The organism is Ralstonia sp. VS2407 (assembly GCF_052950655.1).
The window spans coordinates 83,022-95,750 of sequence record NZ_JBRFVG010000007.1; the positions used below are offsets into that span (position 1 = coordinate 83,022).

Annotated in this window: 9 protein-coding genes; 8 read left to right on the plus strand and 1 reads right to left on the minus strand. The window is 63.5% G+C overall.

From position 1 onward, the window contains the following. Positions 1-30 precede the first annotated feature (30 nt). The 7 genes from ACU8YE_RS13595 (at position 31) to ACU8YE_RS13625 (ending at position 10,290) form a co-directional block, all read left to right on the plus strand. A complete protein-coding gene (locus ACU8YE_RS13595) occupies positions 31-1,695 on the plus strand; it encodes an acyl CoA:acetate/3-ketoacid CoA transferase (RefSeq protein ID WP_446928932.1) in 1,665 nt (554 codons plus the stop codon). Between the two features lie 404 nt (positions 1,696-2,099). Then, positions 2,100-2,690 carry a TetR/AcrR family transcriptional regulator gene (locus ACU8YE_RS13600; RefSeq protein WP_021196492.1) on the plus strand — a complete coding sequence of 197 codons (591 nt, stop codon included), beginning with the start codon at positions 2,100-2,102 and terminating at the stop codon, positions 2,688-2,690. Positions 2,691-2,741: 51 nt separating this feature from the next. Further along, positions 2,742-4,529, plus strand: a complete 1,788-nt coding sequence (locus ACU8YE_RS13605) for an acyl-CoA dehydrogenase C-terminal domain-containing protein (RefSeq protein WP_232041942.1) — start codon at positions 2,742-2,744, stop codon at positions 4,527-4,529. A gap of 73 nt (positions 4,530-4,602) precedes the next feature. Next, a complete protein-coding gene (locus tag ACU8YE_RS13610) occupies positions 4,603-7,083 on the plus strand; it encodes a 3-hydroxyacyl-CoA dehydrogenase/enoyl-CoA hydratase family protein (protein ID WP_446928933.1) in 2,481 nt (826 codons plus the stop codon). A gap of 33 nt (positions 7,084-7,116) precedes the next feature. Beyond that, a complete protein-coding gene (locus ACU8YE_RS13615; RefSeq protein WP_232041944.1) occupies positions 7,117-8,316 on the plus strand; it encodes an acetyl-CoA C-acyltransferase in 1,200 nt (399 codons plus the stop codon). A 217-nt stretch (positions 8,317-8,533) separates the two neighbouring features. Then, positions 8,534-9,499 (plus strand): DegV family protein, encoded by a 966-nt coding sequence (locus tag ACU8YE_RS13620; protein WP_232041945.1) that lies wholly within the window; start codon positions 8,534-8,536, stop codon positions 9,497-9,499. 26 nt (positions 9,500-9,525) lie between these two features. Further along, a complete protein-coding gene (locus ACU8YE_RS13625) occupies positions 9,526-10,290 on the plus strand; it encodes an enoyl-CoA hydratase (protein WP_045203767.1) in 765 nt (254 codons plus the stop codon). 66 nt (positions 10,291-10,356) lie between these two features. Here the strand turns inward: ACU8YE_RS13625 and ACU8YE_RS13630 are convergent, their stop codons facing one another. After that, the gene (locus ACU8YE_RS13630; protein ID WP_092973286.1) at positions 10,357-10,794 is read right to left on the minus strand and encodes an acyl-CoA thioesterase; all 438 of its coding nucleotides are present in this window, start codon (positions 10,792-10,794) and stop codon (positions 10,357-10,359) included. Positions 10,795-10,884: 90 nt separating this feature from the next. Between ACU8YE_RS13630 and ACU8YE_RS13635 the strand changes: the two genes are divergently transcribed. Continuing rightward, a complete protein-coding gene (locus ACU8YE_RS13635) occupies positions 10,885-12,723 on the plus strand; it encodes an ABCB family ABC transporter ATP-binding protein/permease (protein ID WP_232041946.1) in 1,839 nt (612 codons plus the stop codon). The last annotated feature ends 6 nt before the right edge of the window (positions 12,724-12,729 follow it).

The window sequence follows — 12,729 nt, forward strand, 5'->3', positions numbered from 1 at the left end:
TCTGCAAAAACATAACAAGACGGAGGAGACATGCAAGTCATCACAGCCGATGAGGCGGCGCGGTTGGTACAGCCGGAGTGGACGGTCGCATGCGCCGGATTTGTCGGCGCGGGCCATGCAGAGGCCGTCACGCACGCGCTGGAGCGGCGCTTTCTGGCCACCGGCGAGCCGCGCGATCTCACACTGGTCTACTCCGCCGGACAAGGCGATCGTGCCACGCGCGGCGTCAACCACTTCGGCAATCCCGGGATGACGCGCTGTGTGGTCGGCGGGCATTGGCGCTCCGCCACACGACTGGCGGACCTGGCGCTTGCCGAGCAATGCGATGCGTTCAACCTGCCCCAGGGCGTGCTCACGCATCTGTACCGCGCCATCGCGGGTGGCAAGCCCGGCGTGCTGACCAAGATGGGTCTGCACACCTTCGTCGACCCACGCACGGAGCTTGACGCGCGTTACCACGGCGGCGCCATCAACGCCCGCGCCAAGGCAGCACGCGCTGCTGGCACAGCCTCGTGGGTTGAGTACGAGCGCTTTCGCGGCGAAGACTATCTCTTCTACCCCAGCTTTCCGCTGCACTGCGTCTTTCTGCGCGGCACGGCCGCCGACCCGCGCGGCAATATCAGCACCCACGAAGAAGCCTTTCACCACGAACTGCTGGCCATGGCACAGGCCGCACGCAACTCGGGTGGCATCGTCATCGCGCAAGTGCGTCGGCTCGTCGATCGGCACGACAACCTGCAGGCGATCCACGTGCCGGGCATCCTCGTCGATTACGTGGTCGTCGCCGACGATGAAACAGAACACCAGATGACCTTCGGAGAGGCGTTCAACCCGACCTATATCCGCCCCTGGCAAGGTGAGGCGATCCAACTCAAGGAAGACGCCATTGAAGCGAGCGAGGCGCTCGAGACGAGCCAGCACGGCGCGCTCGATGCCCGCACGCTGGTGCAACGTCGTGCCGTGCTGGAACTGATGGCGCAGCAACCGCGCGTCGTGAACCTGGGCGTCGGCATGCCCGCAGCTGTCGGCGCACTGGCTGAACAGGAGGGCGCGCGTGGCTTTACGCTCACCGTGGAGGCCGGCCCAATCGGCGGCACGCCGGCAGATGGCCTCAGCTTCGGCGCCTCGGCCTATCCTGAAGCCGTGGTGGACCAGCCTGCGCAGTTCGACTTCTACGAAGGTGGCGGCATCGATCTCGCCATCCTCGGGCTGGCAGAGTTGGACGGTGCCGGCAACGTCAACGTCAGCCTGTTTGGTGAGGGCGGTGACACCGTCGTCGCAGGTGTCGGCGGCTTCATCAACATCACGCAGAGCGCGCGCTCGGTCGTGTTCATGGGCACGCTCACCGCTGGCGGCCTTCAAGTCGAAGCCGAGGACGGCAAACTGCGCATCGTGCGGGAAGGACGGCTCAAGAAGATCGTGCCCGCCGTCTCGCATCTGACCTTCAACGGTGAATATGCGGCGCAATCAGGCATTCCCGTGCGCTACGTGACGGAACGCGCCGTCTTCGAGATGCGCGACGATGGCCACGGCACACGGCGCCTTACACTGACCGAAATCGCTCCCGGCATCGATCTGCACCGCGACGTGTTAGACCAGTGCGCTGCGGAGGTTGCCGTGGCAACTGATCTGCGTGAAATGGACGCCCGCATCTTCCGCCGTGGCGCCATGTGCGCAGGCATCAAGCCGGGCTGAATTTCCACCAGTTTATTTACTGATGAGTAGTACTAGAAAATTCATCAATTATGCTGCGCCGCTCGCGTTTTCTGGGTGCGGCGCACATCCTGCAAAGCCTTTCAAATAAAGGGTTTGCACGATCTGCGCTGCACTGCGAAAGATGGCGATTCCGTATTGCCATTTAGATGCCGCTTTCTAATAAAACACTTGCCGCTCCAAGGGCCCCTGTAAATAATTGAACGACCGTTCGATTTTGGGCTAGAGTGTTTGCGCAGGCTGGTTTACAGTCCTGCCCGGCATGCGAAAGGCGCCCCGCAAGAAGCCATTTATTTCGCGTGTCACGCCCCAGAAAAGAACGGAGAGAAATCATCATGCGTCACCCGACCGCTCGTCTCGAATCGAATCACGCAGCAGCCACGCCGATGCGCAAGGGCGAGCTGACGCGTGCAGCGATTCTCGATGCCGCGCTGGAACTGGCCTCGCGCGACGGACTGGAAGGATTGACGATCGGTGTGCTCGCGGAGCGCATGCAGATGAGCAAGAGCGGGGTGTTCGCGCACTTCGGCTCGCGTGAGGATCTGCAGGTGGAAGTGGTTCGCGAGTATCACAAACGGTTCGAGCAGGAAGTCTTCTACCCGAGCTTGACGGAACCGCGCGGTCTGCCGCGCCTGTGGAGCATGGTGCGACGCTGGATGGAGCGCCGCATTCAGGAAGTGACCACGGGCTGCATCTACATCAGCGGCGCGGTGGAGTACGACGATCGTGCCGAAAGCCCGGTGCGCGACGAACTCGTCAAGAGCGTGACGATCTGGCGTGCAGCATTGGCCCGCGCGATCGCACAGGCAAAGGAAGAGGGCCATCTGCGTGCAGAAGCGGACCCGCAATTGATGCTCTTCGAGATGTACAGCCTGGAGTTGGGTCTGCATCACGATGCGCGTTTCCTGCGGTTGCCGAACAGCGCCGAGCTGGCCATGGTGGCGCTCAACAAACTCATTCAGTCTTACCGAACCTGACGCGGCATCGCACACCTAGCGGTCGCGCAGTACACACCAAGGAGTTGCAAGATGGGTCAATACACCGCACCGCTGCGTGACATGCAGTTTGTTCTCCACGAGCTTCTCGGCGTGGAGGACCACCTGAAGCAAATGCCGCAGCACGCGGAGATCGATGCCGACACCATCAATCAGGTGATCGAGGAAGCCGGCAAGTTCTGCTCCGAAGTCATCTTCCCGCTCAATCAGTCCGGCGATCGCGAAGGCTGCACGTACCACGGCGACGGCGTGGTGACTGCTCCGAAGGGCTTCAAGGAAGCGTATCAACAGTACGTCGAGGCCGGCTGGCCCTCGCTGGGCTGCGATCCGGAATACGGCGGTCAGGGCTTGCCCATTCTGATCAACAACGCGCTGTACGAGATGCTGAATTCGGCCAACCAGGCCTGGACGATGTATCCCGGCCTCTCGCATGGCGCGTACGAAGCGCTGCACGCGCACGGTACCGACGAACTCAAACAGCGCTACCTGCCGAAGCTGGTGTCGGGCGTGTGGACCGGCACGATGTGTCTGACCGAGCCGCATTGCGGCACCGACCTCGGCATCCTGCGCACCAAGGCCGAGCCGCTGGCCGATGGCTCGTATGCCATTACCGGCACGAAGATCTTCATCTCGGCGGGCGAGCACGACCTGGCCGAAAACATCATCCACCTGGTGCTGGCACGCCTGCCGGATGCGCCGGGCGGCACGAAGGGCATCTCGTTGTTCGTAGTGCCGAAGTTCATCCCCGATGCCAACGGCAACCCGGGCGAGCGCAACGGCGTGAAGTGCGGCTCCATCGAACACAAGATGGGCATCCACGGCAACGCCACCTGCGTGATCAACCTGGATGGTGCCAAGGGCTGGATGGTCGGCGAACCGAACAAGGGCCTGAACGCCATGTTTGTGATGATGAACGCCGCCCGCCTGGGCGTCGGCATGCAGAGCCTGGGCCTGACCGAAGTTGCGTACCAGAACTCGGCTGCCTACGCCAAGGAACGCCTGCAGATGCGCAGCCTGTCGGGCCCGAAGGCACCGGACAAGCCGGCCGACCCGATCATCGTGCACCCGGACGTGCGCCGCATGCTGCTGACCCAGCGTGCGTTTGCCGAAGGTGGCCGCGCATTCAGCTACTGGATCGCCCTGCAGATCGACCGCGAGCTGTCGCACGAAGACGAGTCCGTGCGCAAGGACGCGGCTGACCTCGTCGCGCTGCTGACCCCGATCGCCAAGGCCTTCCTGAGCGACAACGCATTCATCTCCACCAACGAAGGCATGCAGGTCTTCGGTGGCCACGGCTACATCGCCGAGTGGGGCATGGAGCAGTACGTGCGCGACGCCCGCATCAACATGATCTACGAAGGCACGAACACCGTGCAGTCGCTGGACCTGCTGGGCCGCAAGATCCTTGGCGACATGGGCGCCAAGATGAAGAAGTTCGGCAAGCTGGTGCAGGACTTCGTGGAAGCCGAAGGCACCAACGAAGCGATGCAGGAATTCATCAACCCGCTGGCCGACATCGGCGACAAGGTTCAGAAGCTGACCATGGAAATCGGCATGAAGGCCATGGCCAATCCGGACGAAGTGGGCGCGGCTGCTGTGCCGTACCTGCGCGTGGTCGGCCATCTGGTGTTCTCGTACTTCTGGGCCCGTATGGCCAAGATCGCTCTGGAAAAGCAAGACAGCGGCGACACCTTCTACAAGGTCAAGCTGGCAACGGCGCGCTTCTACTTCGCCAAGCTGCTGCCCGAAACGGCTTCGCAGATTCGCATGGCACGGGCCGGCGGCGCCACGCTGATGGCACTCGAAGCCGATCTCTTCTAAGCAGTCATCCTCTTGGGGCGACGCGCACGCGCGTCGCCCTCTTGTCTCTCTCCTCACCTCCCGCGAGGACACCATGACCCGCACTGAACTCTCCACCAGCGCGCAGCCGCAGGCCGGCCAGCGCTCCAACTTCCTCGTCCGGCGCGTTGCTGTGCTGGGCGCCGGCGTGATGGGCGCGCAGATTGCTGCGCACTTGGTCAACGCCAAGGTTCCCGTCACGCTGTTCGATCTTCCGGCCAAGGAAGGCCCGAAGAGCGGCATCGCGCTCAAGGCCATTGAAAACCTGAAGAAGCTGTCGCCGGCGCCGCTGGGCATCAAGGACGACGCCAACCTCATCCAGGCTGCCAACTACGAAGACGACATCGAGAAGCTGCGCGACTGCGACCTCGTCATCGAGGCCATTGCCGAACGCATGGACTGGAAGCACGACCTGTACAAGAAGGTCGCGCCGCACATCGCCCCGCACGCGATCTTCGCGTCGAACACGTCGGGCCTGTCGATTACCGAACTGTCAGATGGTTTCGATGCCGAGCTGAAGTCGCGCTTCTGCGGCGTGCACTTCTTCAACCCGCCGCGCTACATGCACTTGGTCGAGCTGATCCCAACCGCAGACACGCGTGGCGATATCCTCGACAAGCTGGAAACGTTCCTGACCTCCGCGCTCGGCAAGGGCGTGGTGCGCGCGAAGGACACGCCCAACTTCATCGCCAACCGCGTCGGCATCTTCTCGATCCTGGCCGTGTTTGCGGAGTCGGCGAAGTACGGCATTCCGTTTGACGTGGTGGATGACCTGACGGGCTCGAAGCTGGGCCGTGCCAAGTCGGCGACGTTCCGTACGGCGGACGTGGTGGGTCTGGACACGATGGCCCACGTCATCAAGACAATGCAGGACAACCTGAAGGACGATCCGTTCGCCCCGGTCTACGCCACGCCGCCCGTGCTGGCCAAGCTGGTGGAAGCAGGCGCCCTGGGCCAGAAGGCCGGCGCCGGTTTCTACAAGAAGGAAGGCAAGGAAATCAAGGTGCTGGACCCGCAAAGCGGCCAGTACGGCCCGAGCGGCAAGAAGGCGGATGACATCGTTGTGCGCATCCTGAAGAAGGAACCCGCCGAACGTCTGAAGCTGCTGCGTGAATCGACCAACCCGCAGGCGCAGTTCCTGTGGGCGGTATTCCGCGACGTGTTCCACTACATCGCCGTGTACCTGGAGCAGATTGCCGACTCCGCTGCGGAAGTCGACCTGGCGATCCGCTGGGGCTTCGGCTGGAACAGCGGCCCGTTTGAAGACTGGCAAGAGGCGGGCTGGAAGCAAGTGGCCGAGTGGGTGAAGGAAGACATCGAAGCCGGCAAGGCGCTGTCGAACGCAGTGCTGCCGCAGTGGGTGTTCTCCGGCCCCGTGGCGGACAACGGCGGAGTGCATTCGGCACAGGGTTCGTGGTCGGCGAATCAGAGCACGTTCCTGTCGCGCAGCACGCTGCCGGTGTATGGCCGTCAGGTGTTCCGTGCACCGATCAAGGGTGCGACGACGGTCAACCCGCTCACGTATGGCAAGACCATCGAAGAGACCGATGCCGTGCGCATCTGGGTGGACGACGCGGCAGGCCAGGACGACGTGCTGATCGTCTCGTTCAAGAGCAAGATGAACACGATCGGACCGAGCGTCATCGACGGTCTGACGCGTGCCGTTGATCTGGCTGAAGCCGGCTACAAGGGTCTGGTGGTGTGGCAGCCGACGTCGCTCAAGCTGGGTGCGCCGGGCGGTCCGTTCTCTGCCGGTGCCAACCTGGAAGAAGCCATGCCGGCCTTCATGATGGGCGGCGCCAAGGGCATCGAGCCGTTCGTCAAGAAGTTCCAGGACGGCATGATGCGCGTGAAGTACGCCGGTGTGCCGGTTGTGTCGGCCGCATCGGGCATCGCACTGGGCGGCGGCTGCGAACTGCTGCTGCACTCGGCCAAGCGTGTGGCTGCGCTGGAAACGTACATCGGTCTGGTGGAAGTGGGCGTGGGTCTCGTGCCGGCAGGTGGTGGCCTGAAGGAAGCTGCGCTGGCCGCTGCCAAGGCGGCACAGGCAGCAGGCAGCACGAACATCCTGCAGTTCCTGACCAACCGCTTCCAGGCCGCGGCCATGGCCAAGGTGTCGTCTTCCGCGCTGGACGCGCAGAAGATCGGCTACCTGCAACCGACCGACACCATCGTCTTCAACGTGCACGAACTGCTGCACGTTGCGCGCAACGAAGTGCGTGCGCTGTCCGATTCGGGCTACCGCGCGCCGCTGCGTCCGGTCGGCATTCCGGTGGCAGGCCGTTCGGGCATCGCCACGATCAAGGCGTCGCTGGTGAACATGCGTGACGGCGGCTTCATCTCGCAGCACGACTTCACGATCGCCTCGCGCATTGCTGAAGCCGTGTGCGGCGGCGACGTTGAAGCCGGCGCGCTGGTGGATGAAGACTGGCTGCTTGCGCTGGAGCGCAAGGCCTTCGTGGATCTGCTCGGCAGCTCCAAGACCCAGGAACGCATCATGGGCATGCTGCAAACCGGCAAGCCGGTGCGCAACTAATTGCCGCGACGACAGAGAAACAGGAGTTTCATCATGACCAAGCAACTGCAAGACGCCTACATCGTCGCCGCAACGCGTTCCCCGATCGGCAAGGCGCCGAAGGGCACGCTCAAGAACCTGCGCCCGGACGATCTGCTGGCGACCATCCTCAAGAGCGCCGTCGCCCAGGTGCCGAACCTGGACCCGGCGCTGATCGAAGACGCGATCGTCGGCTGCGCGATTCCGGAAGCGCAGCAGGGCCTGAACGTGGCGCGTATCGGCGCGCTGCTGGCCGGCCTGCCGAACACGGTGGGCGGCGTGACCGTCAACCGTTTCTGCGCCTCGGGCTTGACCGCCGTGGCGATGGCGGCCGACCGCATCCGCGTGGGTGAATCCGACGTGATGATTGCCGCGGGTGTGGAATCGATGAGCATGGTGCCGATGATGGGCAACTCGCCGTCGATGTCGCCCGAGATCTTCACGCGCGACGAGAACGTCGGCATCGCCTACGGCATGGGCCTGACAGCCGAGAAGGTCGCCCAGCAATGGAAGATCTCACGCGAGGCGCAGGATGCTTTCTCGCTGGCTTCGCATCAGAAGGCGCTGGCCGCGCAGCAAGCCGGCGAATTCAAGGACGAGATCACCCCGATCGAGATCATCGAGAAGTTCCCGAACCTGGGCACGGGCGCCATCGACATCAAGACGCGCACGATGTCGCTGGATGAAGGCCCGCGTGCCGATACGTCGGTTGAAGGCCTCGGCAAGCTTCGCGCCGTGTTCGCCAACAAGGGCAGCGTGACCGCCGGCAACAGCTCGCAGACCTCGGATGGTTCGGGCGCGCTGATCCTGGTGTCGGAAAAGATCCTGAAGCAGTTCAACCTCGTGCCGCTGGCGCGCTTCGTATCGTTTGCGGTGCGCGGTGTGCCGCCGGAAATCATGGGGATCGGCCCGAAGGAAGCGATTCCTGCTGCGCTGAAGGCCGGCGGCCTGACGCAGGATCAACTCGACTGGATCGAGCTGAACGAAGCATTTGCGGCGCAATCCCTGGCCGTGATTCAGGACCTGGGCCTGGACACCAGCAAGATCAACCCGCTGGGCGGCGCGATCGCGCTGGGCCACCCGCTGGGCGCGACCGGCGCCATTCGTGCGGCCACGGTGGTGCACGGCCTGCGCCGCCGCAACCAGAAGTACGGCATGGTGACGATGTGCGTCGGCACCGGCATGGGTGCCGCGGGCATTTTCGAACGCATGTGACCCCACGCAAGGGGGAAGGATTAAGGCCTTCCCCCTGCTTGCTAATCGCCCGTCTCACCACGCATGATTGCGCAGGCGCGCGCAGCATTACATAACAAGCGCGCCGAAGAATGCGGCCGGCTCCAAGCCGGTATCGCAATAGAAGCGGAGCCCCGACTCCGCAACAGAGGAGACACACCACCGGGTCACCGGCGGTGCATCAAGAGGAGGGCGCGCGATGGGCAACACTGTCGGCGACACAATCGTATTGACCGATGCGGCATGCGATATGCCGCGCTCGATGATCGATCAGCTGGGGTTGGGCGTGGTGCCGTTCCGCATTCGTGCGGGCGAATTGTTCGTAGAAGACCGCCGCGACGAGGCGGCGCTGCCGCAGCTCTATCGCAAGTACCTCGTCGACAAGCAAGATCACTATGCCGAATCGATTCCGCTGCTCGAACGCGAGATCGAGGACTACCTGCTCAAGCACGTGGTCACGCAACACGACCGTGCCTTGCTGCTGACGATTGCCAGCTCGCGCAGCCATTTCTACAGCCACGCAACCGGCGCGGTGGTGGGCACCACGGCCAAGAGCTTCAAGCCACGCAAGGATGCCGGCCGCTCTGGCCTGTTCGAGTTGACGGTGGTGGACACGGGCGCCATTGGTCCAGGCCAGGCGCTGATGGTGCACGAAGCCGCGCGCATGCTGCGCGAGGGCGCGGAGGTCCGTGACGTCGTACACGTGATCGAGAACCGCCTGCGCGATGCCTCGCACGTCTACCTCGTCCCCGATGAGTTGCTGTACATGTACACCCGCGCCAAGCAGAAGGGCGAGAAGAGCATCACCTGGGGCCGCTACATGATGGGCACGGCGTTCAACGTGCGCCCGCTCATTCATATGCACCGGGGCGAGACGGAGGCCATCGCCAAGGTGCGCGGTTCCGATGAAGGCATCCGCCGTCTGATGGCGCATACCGAAACCATGATCGCCGAGGAGCGTCTGGCCACGCCGGTGGTGGCGATCACGTATTCCGGTTCGCTCGACACCGTGCGCCGCATGGAGCCGGTGCAAGCGTTGATGCGAACCGCACAGGACCATGGCGTGGAAGTGCTGCTCGCGCCGATGAGCCTGACCGTGGCGTTGAACGTGGGGGCGAACGCGTTCTCCGTCGGTTATCTGTCTGATTCTCCTGTGCCGATTTAGCGGCGCAGGTTTCACCTGGAGTTTTCATGTCGATTCGTACCGAGACCGCAGACGGCGTCCTGACGCTCACCTTTGACCGCCTGGACCGCAAGAACGCCATCACGGCCGCGATGTACCAAACGCTGGCCGATGCCCTGGTGGCCGCCGAGACCGATCCCGCCATCCGCGTGATCGTGCTGGCGGGCCATGAGAGCGTGTTCACGGCGGGCAACGATCTCGAAGACTTCATGAAGAACCCGCCCAAGGACGAGAGCGCCCCCGTGCACCAGTTCCTGAAGGCGATCAGCAGGGCGACCAAGCCGCTGATCGCCTCTGTGAGCGGCGCGGCTGTCGGCGTGGGCACGACGATGCTGCTGCATTGCGATCTCGTCTACGCATCCGAGACGGCCAAGTTGTCGATGCCGTTCGCGCAGCTGGGCCTCTGCCCGGAAGCCGCATCAAGCCTGCTGCTGCCGCAACTGGCTGGCTATCACCGCGCGGCGGACAAGCTGCTTTTCGGTGAGCCTTTTGACGCGAACGAAGCGCGCGAGCTGGGCTTGGTCAATCGCGTGCTACCGGCAGGCGAGCTGGATGCCTTCGTGCGCACGCAGGCGCGCAAGCTGACGCTGCTGCCGCCCGCATCGCTGCGCGCCACCAAGCGCCTGATGAAGGAAGGCGCCACGCCGCAGATTGCCGAGCGTATGTCGGTGGAAGGCAAGCAGTTTGGCGAGATGCTGCGCGCGCCGGAAGCGCGCGAGGCGTTCACGGCGTTCTTCGAAAAGCGCCGCCCGGATTTCTCCAAGTTCAATTGAGCGAATCGCTCACCCGCAAAAAGAAAACCCGGCGCGAAGCCGGGTTTTTTTGTTGGGCGTTGCCGTTCAGAGCGGCGGCAGCACGCGCGGCTTGCGTGTCTCGTCGGTGGCCACGTAGGTGAGGGTGGCTTCCGTGACCTTGACGGTGGCGTGGCTGCCGTTGGCGTGCATGCGCTGCGCATAGACCTCCACGTCCACGGTGATTGATGTGCGCCCCGTCTTGACCACGTTGGCGTAGAAACTCACCAGATCGCCCACGTACACGGGCTGCTTGAAGACGAACGAGTTGACGGCGATCGTGGCGACACGGCCGTTGGCGCGCACCACGGCGGGGATCGACCCGGCAATGTCCACCTGCGACATGATCCAGCCGCCAAACACATCGCCGTGGACGTTGGCGTCGGACGGCATTGGCATCACCCGCACGGCGGGCTGCTTGTCGGCGGGCAGCGTGACGGTTTCAGTGGTGGCTTGGGTATCGGACATGATGATGCAGGGCAGCATTGAAGCGGAGGGAGGGCCCACCAGCGGGCCCAGGGCGCGCGCAGGTGATCGGTGGGAGAATACACAATCCGCCATTTTATTGCACCGCACATGCGCCGCTTTCCCGCCTCCTCCGAACCGCCTCCGCCGGGGGCTGCCCGCGGCGACTGGCGCACCATCAAGAGCCTGCTGCCGTATCTGATGGCCTACAAATGGCGTGTGGCGCTGGCGCTGTCGTTCCTGATCGCGGCCAAGGTGGCAAACCTGGGTGTGCCGATGGTCATGAAGCGCCTGATCGACTCCATGAACGTCTCGCCGTCCGACCCGCGCGCGCTGCTGGTGGTGCCGGTGGGCGTCATCATCGGCTACGGGCTGCTGCGGCTGTCGACGTCGCTGTTCTCGGAGCTGCGCGAAATCCTGTTTGCGAAGGTGACGGAGAGTTCGGTGCGCACGCTCGCACTGCAGGTGTTCCGTCATCTGCATGCGCTGTCACTGCGTTTTCATCTGGAGCGCCAGACCGGCGGCATGAGCCGCGACATCGAGCGCGGCACGCGGGGCATCCAGTCGCTCATTTCCTATTCGCTGTACAGCATCCTGCCGACGCTGGTGGAAGTCGGCCTCGTCATCACGTATTTTTTCGTGAAGTACGACGTGTGGTTTGCGCTCATCACGTTCTGCGCGCTCGTGAGTTACATCGTCTTTACGGTGACGGTGACGAACTGGCGCACGCACTTCCGCCGCAAGATGAACGAGCTGGATTCGCGCGCCAACCAGAAGGCGATCGATTCGCTGCTCAACTTCGAGACGGTCAAATACTTCGGCAACGAAGACTACGAAGCGCGTCGCTACGACGAGAACCTGAAGCACTACCGTGCCGCGGCCATCCGCTCGCAGAACTCGTTGTCGGTGCTCAACTTCGGCCAGCAGTTCATTGTGGCCACCGCGCTCATCCTGATTCTGTATCGCGCCACGCAAGGGGTGGCGGCGGGGCACATGACGCTGGGCGACCTCGTGCTCGTCAACACGCTGATGCTGCAGATCTACATTCCGCTCAACTTCCTTGGCGTGATCTACCGCGAGCTGAAGCAGGCCGTGACCGACATGGACCGGATGTTCAACCTGCTGCAGACCAACCGCGAGGTTGCGGACAAGCCTGACGCCCCACCGTTGGCGGTGCATGCGGGCGAAGTCCGCTTCGCGCATGTCGACTTCAGCTACGAGGCCAAGCGCCAAATCCTGTTCGATGTGGATTTCACAATTCCTGCCGGCACGACCACAGCGGTCGTGGGGCAAAGCGGCTCGGGCAAGTCGACGCTCGCGCGCTTGCTGTTCCGCTTCTATGACGTGAAGTCGGGCGCCATCCAGATCGATGGCCAGGACCTGCGCGATGTCACGCAAGCCAGCGTGCGCGCGGCCATCGGCATCGTTCCGCAAGACACGGTGCTCTTTAACGACAGCATCTACTACAACATCGCTTACGGCCGCCCCGACGCGAGCCGCGAAGAGGTGATCGAAGCCGCCCGCGCGGCGCAGATCCACCACTTTGTCGAATCGCTGCCTGATGGCTACGAGACGCAAGTCGGCGAGCGCGGCCTCAAACTCTCCGGCGGTGAGAAGCAGCGCGTGGCGATTGCGCGCACGCTGCTCAAGCGTCCGCCGATTCTCGTCTTCGATGAGGCGACGTCTGCGCTCGACTCGCGTACCGAGCACGCCATCCAGGAAGAGTTGATGCGCCTGGCGCAGAACCACACCACGCTGGTCATCGCACACCGCTTGTCGACCATCGTCCGTGCGCACCAAATCCTGGTGATGGAGCATGGCCGCATCATCGAGCGCGGCACGCACGAATCGTTGTTGCGTGCGGAAGGTCGCTACGCGCAGATGTGGCGCATGCAGGCACGCGAGCCCGAACGCGTGGCCGAAGAAACAGAAGACACCCGAGTTGGCTGAGGGAGA

Excerpts from the sequence above, each read along its gene's own strand:
- ACU8YE_RS13595 (WP_446928932.1), top strand. The coding sequence starts at position 31 with ATGCAAGTCATCACAGCCGATGAGGCGGCGCGGTTGGTACAGCCGGAG.
- ACU8YE_RS13600 (WP_021196492.1), top strand. The coding sequence starts at position 2,100 with ATGCGCAAGGGCGAGCTGACGCGTGCAGCGATTCTCGATGCCGCGCTG.
- ACU8YE_RS13605 (WP_232041942.1), top strand. The coding sequence starts at position 2,742 with ATGGGTCAATACACCGCACCGCTGCGTGACATGCAGTTTGTTCTCCAC.
- ACU8YE_RS13610 (WP_446928933.1), top strand. The coding sequence starts at position 4,603 with ATGACCCGCACTGAACTCTCCACCAGCGCGCAGCCGCAGGCCGGCCAG.
- ACU8YE_RS13615 (WP_232041944.1), top strand. The coding sequence starts at position 7,117 with ATGACCAAGCAACTGCAAGACGCCTACATCGTCGCCGCAACGCGTTCC.
- ACU8YE_RS13620 (WP_232041945.1), top strand. The coding sequence starts at position 8,534 with ATGGGCAACACTGTCGGCGACACAATCGTATTGACCGATGCGGCATGC.
- ACU8YE_RS13625 (WP_045203767.1), top strand. The coding sequence starts at position 9,526 with ATGTCGATTCGTACCGAGACCGCAGACGGCGTCCTGACGCTCACCTTT.
- ACU8YE_RS13630 (WP_092973286.1), bottom strand. The coding sequence starts at position 10,794 with ATGCTGCCCTGCATCATCATGTCCGATACCCAAGCCACCACTGAAACC.
- ACU8YE_RS13635 (WP_232041946.1), top strand. The coding sequence starts at position 10,885 with ATGCGCCGCTTTCCCGCCTCCTCCGAACCGCCTCCGCCGGGGGCTGCC.